The following is a 17,680-nucleotide window of genomic DNA, read 5'->3' on the forward strand; positions in this document are numbered from 1 at the left end:
GTTCCTGCTGGGTCTGGTCCTGCTGGCCCTGATCCTGCTTCGCCTGGTCCTCCTCAGCCTGCCCCGGCTTCGGGTCCTGCTGCGGCTGATCCTGCTGGGTCTGGTCCTGCTGCGCGGGGTCGTTCTTACCGGTGTCCGTCTTACCGGTGTCCGTCTTGCCCGGGTCCGTCGTCCCGGAGTCGCTCGACCCGGAGTCCTTCTTGTCGGAGCCCGAATCCTTGTTGTCGGAGCCCGGGTCGGACGACCCGTGGTCCGAGTGGTCCGACTTGTGGGAGTCCCAGTCCCCGTGGCTGGGGTCCTTCTTCCAGTGGTCCTCGTCGTGCAGGTCCCAGTAGTGGTCCTGGTGATGGTGGTGGTCGTGGAAGTAGTAGACGTTGTCGTAGGAGTCCCAGAAGTAGAACCGGTGATGGCCCGACCACACGTAGTAGCAGTTGTGGTCGTAGTCCCAGTAGTACTTGTAGTGGTCGTCCCAGCAGTAGAAGTCGTGGTGCTTCTTCCAGTGCTTCGTGTACGTGACCTCCCAGCAGTACCGATTGTGGTGGTCGTGCTGCGGAGCTGTACGCACCGTCGACGGCTGGTGCATCGGGGCCGCCGTGGCGACCGCGGCCGGCAGCATGACGCCTCCGGCGACGACGGCGGCGGAGGCCACCGCCGTCGCCAGACCCAGGCGGCGCTTGGGACGCGAGCCGTCGTTCTTGCGGGTGATGCGAGTCATGATCTTCTCCTGCTGATCCGAAGTGGAAGTCGGTGCCTCCCGGCGAGGCCCGTGCTTCAAGTACGCCGGAATCCAGCAGCAAGGTCATGTTCCGGAAACTCGTGGCTTGACTCAGCCATAAGGACCGGGTAAACGGATCGGCTCGGCTCAGCTGTCGAAGCCCAGCCCCAGCCGGTCCATCGTGCGCAGCCACAGGTTCCGGCGGCCCCCGTGGGTGTCCGCGCGGGCCAGGGACCACTTGGTGAGGGCGATGCCCGTCCAGGCGAAGGGCTCCGGCGGGAACGGCAGCGGCTTCTTGCGGACCATCTCCAGCTCCGTCCGCTCGGTGCGCTCCCCCTCCAGCAGGTCCAGCATCACGTCGGCGCCGAAGCGGGTCGCGCCGACGCCGAGGCCGGTGTAGCCCGCCGCGTACGCCACCTTCCCCTGGTGGGCGGTGCCGAAGAACGCCGAGAAGCGGGAGCAGGTGTCGATGGCACCGCCCCAGGCGTGCGTGAAGCGGACGCCCTCCAGCTGCGGGAAGCAGGCGAAGAAGTGGCCCGCGAGCTTGGCGTAGGTCTCCGGGCGGTCGTCGTACTCGGCGCGCACCCGGCCGCCGTAGTGGTGGATCGCGTCGTACCCGCCCCACAGGATCCGGTTGTCGGCGGACAGCCGGAAGTAGTGGAACTGGTTGGCCGAGTCGCCGAGCCCCTGGCGGTTCTTCCAGCCGATGTCCGCGAGCTGCCCGTCGCTGAGCGGCTCGGTCATCAGCGCGTAGTCGTAGACCGGGACGGTGTACGAGCGCAGGCGCCGCAGCAGGCTCGGGAAGATGTTCGTGCCGAGCGCGACCTGGCGGGCGCGGACCGAGCCGTACGGGGTGCGTACGGCCATCCCGGCGCCGTACTGCTTCAAAGTGAGCGCGGGCGTGTGCTCGTACACGCGGACGCCGAGCCTGATGCACGCCTGCTTCAGGCCCCAGGCCAGCTTGGCGGGGTGCAGCATGGCCACGCCCCGGCGGTCCCACAGGCCCGCCTCGAAGGTGGGCGAGTTGACCTGCTCGCGCACGGTGTCGGCGTCCAGGAACTCGATGCCGTCGGCGAGGCCCTTCTCCTCCAACTGCCGGTGCCAGTCGCGCAGTTCCCAGGCCTGGTAGGTCTCGGTGGCGACGTCGATCTCGCCGGTGCGCTCGAAGTCGCAGTCGATGCCGTGCCGGCTGACAGCCGCCTCGATCTCGTCGAGGTTGCGCCGGCCCAGCTCCTCCAGCTTGTGGATCTCACCGGGCCAGCGGGTGAGGCCGTTGGGCAGGCCGTGGGTGAGGGAGGCGGCGCAGAAGCCGCCGTTGCGGCCGGAGGCGGCCCAGCCCACCTCGCGGCCTTCCAGCAGGACCACGTCGCGCTGCGGGTCGCGCTCCTTCGCGTTGAGCGCGGTCCACAGTCCGCTGTAGCCGCCGCCGACGACCAGCAGGTCGCAGGTGTCGGTGCCGGTGAGCGCGGGCTCGGCGGGTGGCTTGCCGGGGTCTTCCAGCCAGTACGGGACCGGCTGGGCTTCGGAAAGAGAGGAGATCCAGTTGTCTTTGCCACGACTCATGGCGCTTGGGGCCATGATTTCAACTCCCTACGAGGACTTTCCTGAAAGGCTTATGCCTTTTGATTGTTACGGCGATTGGTGATGAACATCGAGACCAGGACGAACAGTACGGCGACGAGGAACATGGCCGTACCGATGACATTGATCTGAACGGGCGTTCCGCGCTGCGCCGAACCCCAGACGAACATGGGGAAGGTGACGGTCGAGCCCGCGTTGAAATTGGTGATGATGAAATCGTCGAAGGAGAGCGCGAAGGACAGCAGCGCGCCCGCCGCGATTCCGGGTGCCGCGATCGGCAGGGTGACCCGCAGGAAGGTCTGCACGGGGCCGGCGTACAGGTCCCGGGCGGCCTCCTCCAGGCGCGGGTCCATCGACATCACGCGCGCCTTGACCGCGGTGACGACGAAGCTGAGGCAGAACATGATGTGCGCGATCAGGATCGTCATGAAGCCGAGCTGGGCGCCCATGTTGAGGAACAGGGTGAGCAGCGAGGCGGCCATGACGACCTCGGGCATCGCCATCGGCAGGAAGATCAGCGAGCTGACGGCGCCGCGCGCGCGGAACCGGTAGCGGACCAGCGCGAAGGCGATCATCGTGCCGAGGACGGTCGCGCCGAGCGTCGCCCAGATCGCGATCTGGAGGCTGATGGACAGCGAGCCGCACATGTCGGCGACCCCGCACGGGTCCTTCCAGGCCGCTATGGAGAACTGCTGCCACTCGTAGTTGAAGCGCCCCTTCGGCTTGTTGAAGGAGAACACCGTGACGATGACGTTGGGCAGCAGAAGATAAGCGAGCGTCAGGAGTCCCGCGATGACGACGAGACGGCGCTTGAGCCAGGTGACGAAGGGCATTTAGACCAGATCCTCCGTCCCGGACCGGCGGATGTAGACCGTGACCATGAGCAGGATCGCGGCCATGAGAATGAAGGAGAGTGCAGCCGCCGTCGGATAGTCCAGAATGCGCAGGAACTGCGTCTGGATGACGTTTCCGATCATGCGGGTGTCGGTGGAGCCGAGCAGTTCGGCGTTGACGTAGTCACCGGCCGCCGGAATGAAGGTGAGCAGCGTGCCCGAGACCACGCCCGGCATCGACAGCGGGAAGGTGACCTTGCGGAAGGTGGTCCACGGCTTGGCGTACAGGTCGCCGGCCGCCTCGTGCAGCCGCCCGTCGATCCGCTCCAGCGAGGTGTAGAGCGGCAGGATCATGAACGGCAGGAAGTTGTACGTCAGTCCGCACACCACCGCGAGCGGGGTGGCGAGGACGCGGTCGCCGGCCGTCCAGCCGAGGAAGTTGGTCAGGTCCAGGATGTGCAGCGAGTTGAGGGTGTGCACGACCGGGCCGTTGTCGGCGAGGATCGTCTTCCAGGCCAGGGTGCGGATCAGGAAGCTGGTGAAGAACGGCGCGATCACCAGGATCATGATCAGGTTCTTCCACCGGCCCGCGCGGAAGGCGATCATGTACGCCAGCGGGTAGCCGAGCAGCAGACACAGCACGGTCGCGGCGGCGGCGTAGAAGACGGAGCGCAGGAACTGCGGCCAGTACTCGGACAGCGCGTTCCAGTAGGTGACGAAGTGCCAGGTGACCTTGTAGCCCTGCTCCAGGGAACCCGTCTGCACGGACGTGGAGGCCTGGTAGATCATCGGCAGCGCGAAGAAGACGATCAGCCACAGCATGCCGGGGAGCAGCAGCCAGTACGGCGTGAATCTGCCGCGCCTCCGCGGGGGCTTCGTCTCGGGGGCCGGCGCCGCGACGGGCGCATCGGCCTTGGTGATCGTCGTCATCAGGCGGCCTCTTCCCCGACCGTCTCCACGCCGGCGTCGATGTCCTGCGCCGCGTCCAGGCCGAAGGTGTGCGCCGGGTTCCAGTGCAGGACGACGTCGGCGCCGGGGACGAGCCGGCCGTCGCGCTCGACGTTCTGGACGTAGACCGCGAGTTCGTCACAGACCGGGCTGTCGATCACGTACTGCGTGGAGACGCCGATGAAACTCGCGTCCGCGATCTTGCCGGTGAGGCGGTTGCGGCCCTCCGGGATCTCCCCCGCGTCGTCGGCGTGGGTGAGCGAGATCTTCTCCGGGCGGATGCCGACCAGCACCTTGCCGCCGGTCGTCGTCGGGGCGCTGCAGCGCGCCTCGGGCAGCACCAGCTTGCCGCCGCCCGCCTTGAGCACGATGTCGCCGCCGCTCCTGGAGTCGACCTCGGCCTCGATGAGGTTGGAGGTGCCGAGGAAGTTCGCGACGAAGGTGGTCTGCGGGTTCTCGTACAGGTCGGCGGGCGAGCCGAGCTGCTCGACGCGGCCCGCGTTCATCACGGCGACCGTGTCGGCCATGGTCATGGCCTCCTCCTGGTCGTGCGTGACGTGGATGAAGGTGATGCCGACCTCGGTCTGGATGCGCTTGAGCTCCAGCTGCATCTGGCGGCGCAGCTTCAGGTCGAGGGCGCCGAGCGGCTCGTCGAGCAGGAGCACCTTGGGGTGGTTGATGAGCGCGCGGGCGACGGCGACGCGCTGCTGCTGGCCGCCGGAGAGCTGGTGCGGCTTCTTGCGCGCCTGCTCGCCGAGCTGGACCAGCTCCAGCATCTCCTCGACCTGCTTCTTCACGCTCTTGATGCCGCGCCGGCGCAGGCCGAAGGCGACGTTCTCGAAGATGTCGAGGTGCGGGAAGAGGGCGTAGGACTGGAACACGGTGTTCACCGGCCGCTTGTACGGCGGCAGGTGCGTGACGTCCTGCTCGCCGAGGCGCACGGTGCCGCTCGTCGGCTCCTCCAGGCCCGCGATCATGCGCAGGGTGGTGGTCTTGCCGCAGCCGGAGGCGCCGAGCAGGGCGAAGAAGGAGCCCTGCGGCACGGTCAGGTCGAGCGGGTGTACGGCGGTGAAGGAACCGTAGGTCTTGCCGATACCGGTGAGGCGGACGTCGCCGCTGTTGTCTGTCGTCGTCATCGTCGTCGTCACGCCCCTGTGAGCTTGGAGAACTTCTGCTGGTAGGCCGTCTCTTCCTTCGAGCTCAGCGAGCGGAAGGCATGGGACCTGGCCTGCATGGCCTTGTCGGGCACGATCAGCGGGTTGTTCGCCGCCGATTTGTCGATCTTGGCCAGATAGGGCTTCACGCCCGCGACCGGACTCACATAGTTGATGTAGGCGGCGAGTTCGGCGGCCGGCTCGGGCTCGAAGAAGTAGTCGATGAGCCGCTCGGCGTTCGTCTTGTGGCGCGCCCTGTTGGGGATCAGCATGTTGTCGGTGGACGTCATGTAGCCGCTGTCGGGAATGACGTAGCCGACGTCCGGGCTGTCCGCCTGGAGCTGGACGACGTCGCCGGCCCAGGCGATGCACGCGGCGAAGTCGCCCTTGCTCAGGTCGGACGTGTAGTCGTTGCCGGTGAAGCGGCGGATCTGGCCCTTGTCGACGGCCTTCTGCAGGCGGGCGATCACCGCGTCGAAGTCGTCGTCGCTGAACTTCGCCGGGTCCTTGCCCATGTCGAGCATGGTCATGCCGATGCTGTCCCGCATCTCCGTGAGGAAACCGACCCGGCCCTTGAGCTTCGGGTTGTCCAGCAGGTCGGAGACCGACTTCACCTCGATGCCGTCGAGCGCCTTCTTGTTGTACGCGATGACGGTCGAGATGCCCTGCCAGGGGTACGAGTACGCCCGCCCCGGGTCCCAGTCGGGGGCGCGGAACTGGTCCGACAGGTTGGCGAAGGCGTGCGGCAGGTTGGACGGGTCCAGTTTCTGGACGTACCCGAGCCGGATCATCCGGGCGGCCAGCCAGTCGGTGAGGACGATCAGGTCGCGGCCGGTGTCCTGGCCCGCGGCGAGCTGCGGCTGGATCTTGCCGAAGAACTCGTCGTTGTCGTTGATGTCCTCGGTGTACTTGACCCTGATACCGGTCTGCTTGGCGAACGCGTCGAGCGTGGGGTGGCTCTTGCCCTTGTCGTCCACGTCGATGTACTCGGGCCAGTTGGAGAAGTTGACGGCCTTCTCCTTGGCCGAGTGGTCGTCGGCGGACACACCGCCCTGGGTCTTGGCCGCCGCGGGGATGCCGCAGCCGCTCAGGGCCCCGAGTCCGCCGACGGCGAGCGCGCCGCCCGCGGAGGCGCGCAGCAGCGAACGGCGGGTCATCGCGGCCCTGCCGCTTCGGAAGCTGCGGCGTATGGCGGCCAGTTCGACCGGTGTCAGGCGGTCGGGCTCGTACTGCTCCATGCGCGTGGTGCCCTTTCGGGAGGGACGGGAGGGATGGGTCGGCCTGGTCACGGGCCTTGTCGTCGCATCCGGCGGCAGCCGGTGAGGGTCTGCTACCGGTCCCCGAAGATCGTGCGGTGCCAGTCCTTGCGGGCGACCGCAGTATTGTCGAACATGACGTGCTTGACCTGCGTGTACTCCTCGAATGAGTACGCCGACATGTCCTTGCCGAAGCCAGAGGCCTTGTAGCCGCCGTGCGGCATCTCGCTGATGATCGGGATGTGGTCGTTGATCCACACACAGCCCGCCTTGATCTCGCGGGTGGCGCGGTTCGCGCGGTAGACGTTGCCCGTCCACGCGGAGGCGGCGAGGCCGTACGGGGTGTCGTTGGCCAGCCGGATGCCCTCGTCGTCACTGTCGAACGGCAGGACGACCAGGACCGGGCCGAAGATCTCCGATTGCACGACCTCGCTGTCCTGCGGGGCGTCGGCGATCAGCGTCGGCCGGTAGTAGGCGCCGTCCTTGAGGTCACCCTGGGGAGCCTCGCCGCCGGTCAGCACGCGCGCGTAGGCACGCGCACGGTCCACGAAGCCGGCGACGCGGTCGCGCTGGACGTGCGAGATCAGCGGGCCGAGGTCGGTGCCGGGCGCGAAGGGGTCGCCGAGCCGGACGCTCGCCATGAGGGCGGCCGTCTTCAGCAGGAACTCCTCGTAGAGCGGCCGTTGCACGTACGCGCGCGTGGCGGCCGTGCAGTCCTGCCCGGTGTTGATGAGCGCACCGGCGACGGCCCCGTTCACGGCGGCGTCCAGGTCGGCGTCGTCGAAGACGACGAAGGGCGCCTTGCCGCCCAGCTCCAGGTGGAGCCGCTTGACGGTGGCCGTGGCGACCTCGGCGACCCGCTTGCCGACGCCGGTGGACCCGGTGAAGGAGGTCATGGCGACATCGGGGTGCCCGACGAGGTGCTCACCGGCCTCCCTCCCGGTCCCGGTGACGGTGTTGATCACGCCGTCCGGGATCCCGGCGTCCGTGGCGGCCTGGGCGAACATCAGCGAGGTGAGCGGGGTCAGCTCGGCGGGCTTGAGCACGATGGTGTTGCCCGCGGCGATCGCCGGGAGGATCTTCCAGGCGGCCATCTGCAGCGGGTAGTTCCAGGGCGCGATGGACCCGACGACACCGATCGGCTCGCGGCGGACGTAGGACGTGTGGTCGCCGGAGTACTCACCGGCGGACTGCCCCTGCAGGTGCCGGGCGGCCCCGGCGAAGAACGCGATGTTGTCGATGGTTCCCGGCACGTCGAACTCGCGGGTGAGCTTCAGCGGCTTGCCGCACTGGAGGGACTCCGCGCGGGCGAAGTCCTCGGCACGGTCGGCGAGCACGGCAGCGAACCGGTGCAGCGCGTCGGAGCGCTCGCCGGGGGTCAGCGAGGACCAGCCGGGGAAGGCGTCGCGCGCGGCGGCCACGGCCGCGTCGACGTCCTGCGTGCCGGCCAGCTCGTAGGTGTACACCTCCGCGCCGGTCGCGGGGTCGACCACTGCATGGGTACGGCCGGAGGTGCCCTTCGTCAGACGGCCCGCGATGTATTGCGCGCCCTCGGCGAAGCGCTCCTGCGCGGGGAATCGTTCCGGGGTGGCGGTGCCCGGTTTATGCATGTCGCTCTCCTCCGCCGTTCGCCCGTCCCGGGGGGTGGGTGGCGTAGCTCCAGCTCGATTTGAGTGCCGATCCTGACAGAGCAATGGGACTCCAACAAGTGATTCCGTTGTTGCCTTTTGGTTACGCGACGGAATCTGTCGACCAGGTGTCGAGTCGAGAGGGAAAAGGCCGGACGGAGTGTCAGTGGTGCGTGCCACACTCGCGTGCATGGGCAAGATCGACGGGGTGGAGTCCCTGATCAGAGAGGTTCGGGCGGGTGCCCGGATCAAATACCTTCACTTCTGGGGGCACCGGCCGAGGCCGGACGGCCGGATCGGCGCGAGCTGTCTGAGCCAGTGGTGGCCGTCACCCTTCGTAGTGGACGGCGTCTCCTACGCGACGGCAGAGCACTGGATGATGGCCGGTAAGGCGCGCCTGTTCAGGGACGCGGAGGCGGAGCGCCGGGTGCTGGCCGCCGTGCATCCCGCCGAGGCCAAGAAGGCGGGGCGGCTGGTCCGCGACTTCGACGAGGCCATATGGGAGCGGGAGCGCTTCGAGATCGTGGCCCAGGGCAGCGTCCACAAGTTCGCCGCGCACGACGACCTGCGGGAGTTCCTGCTGGGCAGCGGCGACCGGGTGCTGGTGGAGGCGAGCCCGGTGGACCGCGTGTGGGGCATCGGCCTCACCGCGGACGACGAGGCCGCGTCGGACCCGGAGCGCTGGAAGGGCCCCAACCTGCTGGGCTTCGCGCTGATGGAGGCACGGGAAAGGCTGGCGGGGGCGTAGCCCTGCGGGGCTCCGGCCGCGAAAGGGGCCCCGCTTCGCCGACCGGATCAGAGGCGGAACGCGATGATCGCGGCGAACAGGAGCAGGACCAGGACGATGCCTGCCGCGCCGCAGATGAGGCCGGCCAGGGCCACGCCGGGGTTCGTGGCCTCGCCGCGGCTCGCCCTGCCGCGGCCGAGCGCGCCGAAGATCACCGACAGGATGCCCAGCACCAGGGCCACCGGCCAGATTATGAAGCCGACCGCCGACAGGATGCCGAGCACCAGGGAGGCCGTGCCCATGCCGTTGCTCGGCATCTGCTGCATACCGGGCCAGCCGTAGCCGTAGCCGTTCCCGGCCGGGTAGGAGGGGACACCGCCCGAGCCGTACGGCGGCTGCGCCGCCTGGGCCGGATAGGCATAGCCGTACGGCGCCGGTCCGCCCGGGTAGCCGTACGGCACCTGCCCGGGGCCGTCGGGTGCGATGGGCGGCGGAGGCACGGCAGCGGCCTGGGGCAGGACACCCGGGGCCGCGGGCGAAGCGAAGGGGTTGCCGGAGGCGGCCGGAGGGGCCCAGGCCGGGGGGACATCAGTGGCCGCGGGCAGCGACGTCACCGTCTGCTGGTCGTGGACCGAGCCCGGCCACGGCGCATCGGCAGGCCCCGGCTGCGACACCTCGTCGGACATGACTGGCCCCCTCTGCAGAATGTCCCGCCATGCTACGGCGAGGCTCCCGGGCACCCCGGCCCGGGGCCTGAGCCAGGGCCTACGATGACCGGCAGTCATCGATCAGCCGATCACCCGCGCCCGGATCACGGACCACGGTCCGCGGGCGCCGTTCCCGGGGAGGAACCCTTGACCGACCACGACCTGCGCGCCTTCATCGCCGGACTGCCCAAGGCCGAACTGCACGTCCACCACGTAGGCTCCGCCTCCCCGCGCATCGTCTCGGAACTGTCCGCCCGCCACCCCGACTCCAAGGTCCCCACCGACCCCGAGGCCCTCGCCCGGTACTTCACCTTCACGGACTTCGCGCACTTCGTCGAGGTCTACCTCTCGGTCGTCGACCTCATCCGCACCCCGGAGGACGTCCGGCTGCTCACCTACGAGGTGGCCCGCGACCTGGCCCGGCAGCAGGTGCGGTACGCCGAGCTGACCATCACCCCGTTCTCCTCCACCCGCCGCGGCATCGACGAGCGGGCCTTCATGGACGCGATCGAGGACGCCCGGAAGTCGGCCGAGGCCGAGTTCGGGACCGTACTGCGCTGGTGCTTCGACATTCCCGGCGAGGCCGGACTCCAGTCGGCCGAGGAGACGGTGCGGCTCGCGACCGAGGACCGGGTCCGCCCGGAGGGCCTGGTGTCGTTCGGGCTCGGCGGACCCGAGGTCGGCGTGGACCGGCCGCAGTTCAAGCCGTACTTCGACCAGGCCATCGCCGCGGGCCTGCGCTCCGTTCCGCACGCCGGGGAGACGACCGGCCCGCAGACCGTGTGGGACGCGCTGACCGAGCTGCGCGCGGAGCGCATCGGGCACGGCACCAGCTCGGCCCAGGACCCCCGGCTGCTCGCCCACCTCGCCGAGCACCGCATCCCGCTGGAGGTCTGCCCGACCTCGAACATCGCCACGCGCGCGGTGCGCACGCTGGACGAGCACCCGATCAAGGAGTTCGTCGAGGCCGGGGTGCTGGTCACGATCAACTCCGACGACCCGCCGATGTTCGGCACCGACCTGAACAACGAGTACGCGGTCGCCGCCCGCCTCCTCGACCTGGACGAGCGGGGCGTGGCCGACCTCGCCAAGAACGCCGTGGAGGCGTCCTTCCTGGACCCGGCGGGCAAGGCCCGGATCTCCGGGGAGATCGACACGTACACCACCGCCTGGCTCGCCCGCTGACACCTGCGCCCAGCTCACCCCCGCTCCCCCGCCACAATGGGGGCCATGCAGACCGTGACCGCCGTGGCCCATCGCGGCGACCCCTACCGCCTCCGTGAGAACACCGTCGGCTCGCTGCGTTCCGCGCTCGTACAGGGCGCGGACGCGGTCGAGATCGACGTACGGCTCACCCGTGACGGCGTCCCCGTACTGCTGCACGACGAGACGCTGAAGCGGCTGTGGGAGATCGACCGGCCGCTCGGCGCTCTGTCCGCCGAGGAGGTGCGCGGGCTCACGGCGGGCGGTGTGCCGACGCTGGCGGAGGCGCTGGCGGCGACGGACGGCAGCCGGGTGATGCTGGACCTGTGCGGGCGGGTCGACCGCCGCACGGTCCAGCGGATCATGGACGTGGTCCGGGAGAGCGGGGCCCGGGAGCGCGTGTACTACTGCGCGTACGCCGATGCCATGCTCGCCGTCCGGGCCGCCGACCCGGCCGCCGAGATCGCCCTGACCTGGACGACCCTCGCCCCGCCCCGGCCCGCCCTGCTGGACGCGATCCGCCCTCGCTGGCTCAACTACCGCTTCTCCCTGGTCGACCGGAACCTGAGCGCGCGCATCCACCACGACGGGTACCTGCTGTCCGTGTGGACCCCGGACACCCGCCGCACCATGCGCCGCCTGCTCGACCTGGGCGTCGACTCCATCACGACGAACCGCATCGACACCCTGCACGCGCTGCGCAACGGCGCCTAGCCGTCCCCTAGGGGGCGGGCCCCGACAACTCCTCGGCATACAAGGGTCGTTGATCAGGGAGCGGCCGGGGTCGTACACCCTCCTCAGTGACGATCCGGGCAGCGGGCGGGCGGCAGAGGATGATCACGTACTTCACCGCGATCTTCCGATCCTCCCCAAGGAGCAGCCCATGCGCCGCGGCAGCCGACCCGTCCTCCTGGCCGCCGGACTCGTCCTCGCGCTGACCGCCGGCCCGCTGGCCGCCGCCCCCGCGTTCGCCGCGCCCACGAAGACGGTGTCCGGGCAGGTCACGACGGCCGGCCCGGACTCCGACGCCCTCGCCGCCGCGATCGCCGGACTCCCCGACCACACCGCGACCGCCGCGCTGCTGCGCGTCGGCGGCGACGGGAGCTGGCGCGGTACGGCCGGGGTGCGGGACGTCCGGAGCGGGGCGCCGGCGCTGGAGAACGCGCGCTTCCGGGCCGGTTCGGTGACGAAGGTGGTCACCGCGGCGCTCGTGCTGCAACTGGCCGCGGAGGGCCGCATCGACCTCGACGGCACCGTGCAGCAGTATCTGCCGGACCTGCTCACCAAGGACTTCAGCCCCATCACCGTACGGCAGTTGCTGAACTACACCAGCGGACTGCACTCGGGTATGTCCCTCGGGGACACGGTCGAGGACGGCTACCCGCACCGCTTCGAGACGCTGACGCCCGAGCAGGTCGTCGCGTCCTCGGTCGCCCAGGGCCCTCAGTACGCGCCCGGCACCCATCAGGTGTACGACAACATCCACTACACCGTGCTCGGCATGCTCATAGAGAAGGTGACCGGGGACTCGTACGCGCACCAGGCCGAGTTGCGGATCTTCCGGCCGCTCGGCATGCGGGACTCCTCGTTCCCCGTCGGCGCGGACCCCCGTATCCACGGACCGCACAACCGGGGCTACGACTGGATCGACGGCAAGCTGGTCGACGTGACCGACTGGAACATGTCCGACCGCTGGGCGGCCGGGGACCTGATCTCCACGACCGCGGACCTGGAGCGGCTGCTGGTGGGTCTGTTCCGCGGCCGGGTCGTGCCCGAGCCGCAGCTGAAGGAGATGTTCACGCTCCCCGACGTGCCGGGGGCACGGTACGGCGCGGGGCTGGAGCGGTTCGAGCTGAACGGCAAGGTGATCTGGGGCAAGACCGGGTCGCGGCCGGGCTACGCCACGGTGATCGCGGCCACCCCCGACCTGTCCCGCACCCTCGTCTACTCGGTGAACTCCACGGACGCCAAGGGCGACGGCCTGGCCACCGCCCAGCGCTTCGCCTATCCCGCCTTCAACCGCTGACGGCCACGGCCGCGGCGGCGGATGCGGACGGCGCGGTCAGCTGTTCCAGCCGCTTGATCTTCTTCCGTACGACGTACAGCGGGATGACCCCGAAGAACCCGAAGGACATGTCGATCACCGACCACCAGAAGGGGATCCCGCGGACCGGGCCGCAGATCAGCGCGAGCGGGATGATCCCGGCGCAGGCGATCATCCCGAACTCGATCACCCAGATGTTGCGGACGGGGTCGCGGAACGGCCCGTAGAAGGCGACGGCGATGACGAGATGGGCGAAGGCCAGCCAGTCCGTGCCGTAGAGCACGAACGGGTACTTGGCGTCGACGGTGTCGAGTCCGACCCGCACCCGCGAGATCCAGTCCATCAGCCCCGGCAGACGGTCGGGCACTGAGAGCGCCCGCAACGCGCTCTCCGTCCACCGTAGTTCGTGCACCAGCGGAAAGGCGGTGGCCCCGCTGAGCACGAGGCACACGACGAAGAAGACCAGCCACACGCGGATGCCCTTGAGCAGGGCGGCACTGTCGCTCATGGGAGGAGCGTACGCCAGTGTTTGAACGCGTTCAAAACCGCCCGCGCCACGGGTTCAGCACCTTCACGGCCACCGCCGGGTGGAACAGCAGGGCCGGGGAGGCCACCATGTTGACCACCCGCACGAACGCCGACCACACGTCCGCGTCCTGCACCGCCACCCGGAACAGCCGCGTGTTGTACCAGTGGGCGAAGCGCGCGGCGAGCGGCTGGCGTTCGGGGTTCCACATCAGGTCCGAGTTGGTGGACAGCGTCCACGGGCCCAGCAGCAGTCGGCCCAGCTTCTTCTGGAAGCCGCCGGCCAGACCGTCCAGTTGCTGCCCGGACCGGCGGCGGGCCGCCAGCATCCGGTGCAGCACCTCCGCCTCCATCGCGGCCACCGTCAGGCCCTGGCCGTAGACGGGGTTGAAGACGCAGACGGCGTCGCCGACGGCGATCAGCCGGTCCGGCCAGTTCCGGACGGCGTGGTAGGGACGCCACTGGTTGTCGACGTTGGTGTAGCGGTGGGTGGACTCCTGGACGCTGCGCCGGCTGATCTGCTGGGCCAGGCGCGGGTTGTCCAGGCTCTCCGCGAAGGCCAGGTAGCCCTTGTCGTCGGTCGGCGGCTGGTCCTCGAAGCCGAACAGCGAGCACGTCCAGCGGTTCCGTTCGACGGCCAGCATGACGCCCGCCCGGGGCACGGTGGGCGCGAACAGCATCTGGTACGCGACGTAGTAGTCCGGGTGGGTCGGGTGGTCCTCCGCGGGCCGGTCGAAGTTCATCGACGTGTACGTGACCTTGGCCTTCACGGTCCGCTTCGGCGGGACGGCGACCCCCATCGCGCCCAGCCAGTCCGCCAGCGCGCTGGACCGGCCGGAGGCGTCGACCACCAGGTCGGCGGCCACCTCGTAGGGCTCGTCGTCCTGCCCTTGGCAGGTCACCCCGCTCACCCGTCCCGAGGCGTCCCGGGTCAGGCCCGCGCACCGGGTGGACGGCAGCAGCGCGACCTCGGGCCGGACGAGCACCTTGCGGCGCAGCCGGCGTTCCAGCTCGTGGCGAGTGAACGTCTGGATCCTGATGCCCGTGCTCTTGCGAGGCGCGAGTCCCGCGGGCAGCAGGAAATCGATCCCCTCCCCGTAGTCGAAGACCGGCGCGCCCTCGCCGCGCAACTCCTCGCGCAGGCCCGGGAAGAGCCGCTCCAGGATCTGGCCGCCCCGGGCCAGCATCGCGTGCGCGTGGTAGCCCTGCGGGGCGCCGGGATGGGTTCCGGTGTCCTCGTCGACGGCGTCGCGTTCCACGAGGACGACCTCCCGGAAGAAGTCGGCCAGCACCCGGGCGGTCACCAGCCCCGCGTAACTGCCGCCGATGACCACGGCCTTGCCCCAAGGGCGATTTGCTGTCATGTCGTCTCCCACGTGTGCCGACCAGGGCGTTCACACGGGTCAACGGGCTTTGCGAGCAGCGCGACACGGGGCTCGGGAAGCACCCGGGGAGCGCGTGTTACAGCCCCACGATCCGGTTCCAGCGCCGGGCGAACTCCACGCGCTCGGTGGACGTTATGTCACGGGCGACGGCGAGCCGCTTGCGCATGGTGCTGTCGGGGAAGATCAGCGGGTTCTCGGCCAGGGCGGCGGTGTCCTTGTCCTTGGCCGCGGCCAGCACCTCCTTGGCGGCCGGGACCGGGCAGACGTAGTTGACCCAAGCGGCGAGACCAGCCGCGACCTCGGGGGTGTAGTAGTAGTCGACCAGCCGTTCCGCGTTGGCCTTGTGGCGGGCCCGGTTGGGGATCATCAGGGAGTCCGACCACAGCTCCGCGCCCGACTCCGGTACGACGAAGCGGATGTCGGGGTTGTCGGCCTGGAGCTGGATGACGTCACCGGAGTACGCCTGGCAGGCCAGGACGTCGCCGCTGACCAGGTCCTTGGTGTAGTCGTTGCCGGTGAAGCGGCGGATCTGGCCCCGGTGGACCTCCCGCTCCACCTGGTCGCAGACCCGGTGGAAGTCGTCCGCCGTCCACTTCGTGATGTCGACGCCGTTGCCCTGCATCAGCAGCGCGAACGACTCGTCCAGGCCGGACAGCAGGGTCACGCGGCCCTTGAGGTCCTTCGCCCACAGGTCCGACACCTGGCGTATCTCGCGGCCGAGCTTCTTGTGGTTGTACGCGATGCCGGTGATGCCCGACTGCCAGGGCACCGTGAACCGGCGGCCCGGGTCGAAGGCGGGCGAGCGGAGCAGCGGGTCGAGGTGCTGCGCCACGTTCGGCTGGTGGGCACGGTCCATCCGCTGCACCCAGCCGAGCCGCACGAACCGCGCGCACATCCAGTCGCTGATGACGATCAGGTCGCGGCCGGTGGACTGGTGGTTCATCAGCGCGGGGCTGATCTTGCCGAAGAACTCGTCGTTGTCGTTGATCTCCTCGGTGTAGTCGACGGAGATCCCGGTGCGCTTCTCGAAGGCGTCCAGCGTGGGGCGCTTGTTCGGGTCGTGGTCGTCGGTGTCGATGTAGAGCGGCCAGTTCGCCCAGGTCAGCTTCCGGTCGGCGGCGGACTCGTCGGCCACGGCACGGTCGCCGGGCTGGACGTAGGCGGCGGGCACTCCGCAGCCGGCCAGCGCACCGAGCGCGGCGGTGCCGCCCAGCGCGCGCAGCAGGGAACGACGGGACAACGGGGGCTTACGGGAGGGGGTCTGGGGCACCCAGGAAGGATGCCGCGAACGCCCGCGCGCCGACAATCGACGCTGCGTCGAGCCCGCCGGTCCGGACCCGACACCTTGTCGATCAGCAGCCGTACGGCGAGAGCGGGGCCGTACGACAGAACAGCCCTACGACAGACACCTCGGCCCCGGACGGGGAGGTGAACCCGTCCGGGGCCGAGGTCGTGGTGCGGCGAAGCCGCCGGGGCTCAGGAGTCCAGGGACGTCATCACGTGCTTGATGCGCGTGTAGTCCTCGAAGCCGTACGCCGACAGGTCCTTGCCGTAGCCGGACTTCTTGAAGCCGCCGTGGGGCATCTCGGCGACCAGCGGGATGTGGGTGTTGATCCACACGCAGCCGAAGTCGAGCTTCTTGGACATGCGCATCGCACGGCCGTGGTCCTTGGTCCACACCGAGGAGGCGAGGGCGTACTCGACGCCGTTGGCCCACTCGACGGCCTGGTCCTCGTCGGTGAAGGACTGGACGGTGATGACCGGGCCGAAGACCTCGTTCTGGATGATCTCGTCGTCCTGCTTGAGGCCCGAGACGACGGTCGCGGCGAAGAAGTAGCCCTCCTCGCCGACCCGGTGGCCGCCGGCCTCGACCTTGGCGTGGGCGGGCAGCCGCTCGATGAAGCCGGCGACCTGCTTGAGCTGGTTGGGGTTGTTCAGCGGGCCGAAGAGGACGTCCTCGTCGTCCGGCTGACCGGTCTTGGTCTCGGACGCGGCCTTGGCGAGCGCGGCCACGAACTCGTCGTGGATGGACTCCTGGACGAGGACGCGGGTGGCGGCCGTGCAGTCCTGGCCTGCGTTGAAGTAGCCCGCGACCGAGATGTCCTCGACAGCCTTCGCGATGTCGCTGTCCTCGAAGACGACGACCGGGGCCTTGCCGCCCAGCTCCAGGTGGACCCGCTTGAGGTCCTTGGAGGCGGACTCGGCGACGGACATGCCGGCGCGCACGGAGCCGGTGATGGAGGCCATCGCCGGGGTCTCGTGCTCGACCATCTGGCGGCCGGTCTCACGGTCGCCGCAGATGACGTTGAAGACGCCCTTGGGGAGGATCGAGCCCATGATGTCGGCGATCAGGACGGTGGAGGCCGGGGTCGTGTCCGACGGCTTCAGCACCACGGTGTTGCCCGCGGCGATGGCCGGGGCGAACTTCCATACGGCCATCATCATCGGGTAGTTCCACGGCGCCACCTGCGCGCAGACGCCGACCGGCTCGCGGCGGATGATCGAGGTCATCCCGTCCATGTACTCGCCGGCCGAGCGGCCCTCGAGCATCCGGGCCGCACCCGCGAAGAAGCGGATCTGGTCGACCATCGGCGGGATCTCCTCGGAGCGGGTGAGCCCGGTCGGCTTGCCCGTGTTCTCCACCTCGGCCGCGATCAGTTCCTCGGCGCGCTCCTCGAACGCGTCCGCGATCTTCAGGAGGGCCTTCTGCCGCTCGGCGGGGGTGGTGTCGCGCCAGGCCGGGAAGGCCGCGGCGGCGGCTGCCATCGCGGCGTCCACGTCCGCCTGGCCGGACAGCGGCGCGGTCGCGTACGCCTCGCCCGTCGCGGGGTTGACCACGTCGGTGGTCCGTCCGTCGGCGGCGTCCCGGAACTCACCGTCGATGTAGTTGCGCAGACGACGCAGCTCGGTGCTCACTGCCGGCCTCCTGATCTGATTCGAGGGTTCGAGCTGTCCAGCCTGACCAGCCGGTTCG

General features: G+C 69.5%; 14 protein-coding genes and 2 pseudogenes. 4 read left to right on the forward strand and 12 right to left on the reverse strand.

Annotated elements, in window-relative coordinates; all coding sequences use genetic code 11:
* From ACWD35_RS31930 to ACWD35_RS31960, 7 genes and pseudogenes are all read right to left on the reverse strand, one after another.
* Positions 1 to 715, reverse strand: a pseudogene (locus ACWD35_RS31930) (hypothetical protein); the annotation flags it as partial.
* Positions 716 to 862: 147 nt separating this feature from the next.
* Entirely contained in the window at positions 863 to 2,293 is a 1,431-nt protein-coding gene (locus ACWD35_RS31935; protein WP_451354824.1) for an NAD(P)/FAD-dependent oxidoreductase, read from the reverse strand.
* 35 nt (positions 2,294 to 2,328) lie between these two features.
* Positions 2,329 to 3,129 (reverse strand): ABC transporter permease, encoded by an 801-nt coding sequence (locus ACWD35_RS31940; protein ID WP_451354825.1) that lies wholly within the window; start codon positions 3,127 to 3,129, stop codon positions 2,329 to 2,331.
* Positions 3,130 to 4,059 (reverse strand): ABC transporter permease, encoded by a 930-nt coding sequence (locus tag ACWD35_RS31945; protein WP_451354826.1) that lies wholly within the window; start codon positions 4,057 to 4,059, stop codon positions 3,130 to 3,132.
* Positions 4,059 to 5,213 (reverse strand): ABC transporter ATP-binding protein, encoded by a 1,155-nt coding sequence (locus ACWD35_RS31950; protein ID WP_451354827.1) that lies wholly within the window; start codon positions 5,211 to 5,213, stop codon positions 4,059 to 4,061. The genes ACWD35_RS31945 and ACWD35_RS31950 overlap by 1 nt, the downstream gene beginning before the upstream one ends.
* 8 nt (positions 5,214 to 5,221) lie before the next feature.
* Positions 5,222 to 6,469, reverse strand: coding sequence for an ABC transporter substrate-binding protein (locus ACWD35_RS31955; protein WP_451354918.1), 1,248 nt, complete (start codon positions 6,467 to 6,469; stop codon positions 5,222 to 5,224).
* Positions 6,470 to 6,561: 92 nt separating this feature from the next.
* Positions 6,562 to 8,097, reverse strand: a complete 1,536-nt coding sequence (locus tag ACWD35_RS31960) for a gamma-aminobutyraldehyde dehydrogenase (protein ID WP_451354828.1) — start codon at positions 8,095 to 8,097, stop codon at positions 6,562 to 6,564.
* A 208-nt stretch (positions 8,098 to 8,305) separates the two neighbouring features.
* Here ACWD35_RS31960 and ACWD35_RS31965 point away from each other — a divergent pair, with 208 nt between their 5' ends.
* Positions 8,306 to 8,863: an NADAR family protein gene (locus ACWD35_RS31965; RefSeq protein WP_451354829.1), complete on the forward strand. Its 558-nt coding sequence runs from the start codon at positions 8,306 to 8,308 to the stop codon at positions 8,861 to 8,863.
* Between the two features lie 47 nt (positions 8,864 to 8,910).
* On the opposite strand, the gene ACWD35_RS31970 is transcribed toward ACWD35_RS31965, so the two are convergent.
* Positions 8,911 to 9,528 carry a DUF4190 domain-containing protein gene (locus ACWD35_RS31970; protein WP_451354830.1) on the reverse strand — a complete coding sequence of 206 codons (618 nt, stop codon included), beginning with the start codon at positions 9,526 to 9,528 and terminating at the stop codon, positions 8,911 to 8,913.
* 97 nt (positions 9,529 to 9,625) lie between these two features.
* Between ACWD35_RS31970 and ACWD35_RS31975 the strand changes: the two are divergent.
* The 3 genes and pseudogenes from ACWD35_RS31975 (at position 9,626) to ACWD35_RS31985 (ending at position 12,778) form a co-directional block, all read left to right on the forward strand.
* Positions 9,626 to 10,734, forward strand: a pseudogene (locus tag ACWD35_RS31975) (adenosine deaminase).
* Between the two features lie 45 nt (positions 10,735 to 10,779).
* A complete protein-coding gene (locus ACWD35_RS31980; protein ID WP_451354831.1) occupies positions 10,780 to 11,466 on the forward strand; it encodes a glycerophosphodiester phosphodiesterase in 687 nt (228 codons plus the stop codon).
* A gap of 169 nt (positions 11,467 to 11,635) precedes the next feature.
* Positions 11,636 to 12,778 carry a serine hydrolase domain-containing protein gene (locus tag ACWD35_RS31985; protein ID WP_451354832.1) on the forward strand — a complete coding sequence of 381 codons (1,143 nt, stop codon included), beginning with the start codon at positions 11,636 to 11,638 and terminating at the stop codon, positions 12,776 to 12,778.
* On the opposite strand, the gene ACWD35_RS31990 is transcribed toward ACWD35_RS31985, so the two are convergent.
* The 4 genes from ACWD35_RS31990 to ACWD35_RS32005 form a co-directional block, all read right to left on the reverse strand.
* On the reverse strand, positions 12,768 to 13,304 hold the full coding sequence (locus tag ACWD35_RS31990) for a hypothetical protein (protein ID WP_451354833.1): 537 nt from the start codon (positions 13,302 to 13,304) through the stop codon (positions 12,768 to 12,770). The genes ACWD35_RS31985 and ACWD35_RS31990 overlap by 11 nt on opposite strands.
* 31 nt (positions 13,305 to 13,335) lie before the next feature.
* Complete coding sequence (locus ACWD35_RS31995) at positions 13,336 to 14,685, reverse strand: FAD-dependent oxidoreductase (protein WP_451354834.1); 1,350 nt, start codon at positions 14,683 to 14,685, stop codon at positions 13,336 to 13,338.
* Between the two features lie 97 nt (positions 14,686 to 14,782).
* Complete coding sequence (locus ACWD35_RS32000; protein ID WP_451354835.1) at positions 14,783 to 15,976, reverse strand: ABC transporter substrate-binding protein; 1,194 nt, start codon at positions 15,974 to 15,976, stop codon at positions 14,783 to 14,785.
* Between the two features lie 206 nt (positions 15,977 to 16,182).
* Entirely contained in the window at positions 16,183 to 17,622 is a 1,440-nt protein-coding gene (locus ACWD35_RS32005) for a gamma-aminobutyraldehyde dehydrogenase (protein ID WP_451354836.1), read from the reverse strand.
* Between the last annotated feature and the right edge of the window lie 58 nt (positions 17,623 to 17,680).

Source organism: Streptomyces sp. NPDC002671, from assembly GCF_053592475.1.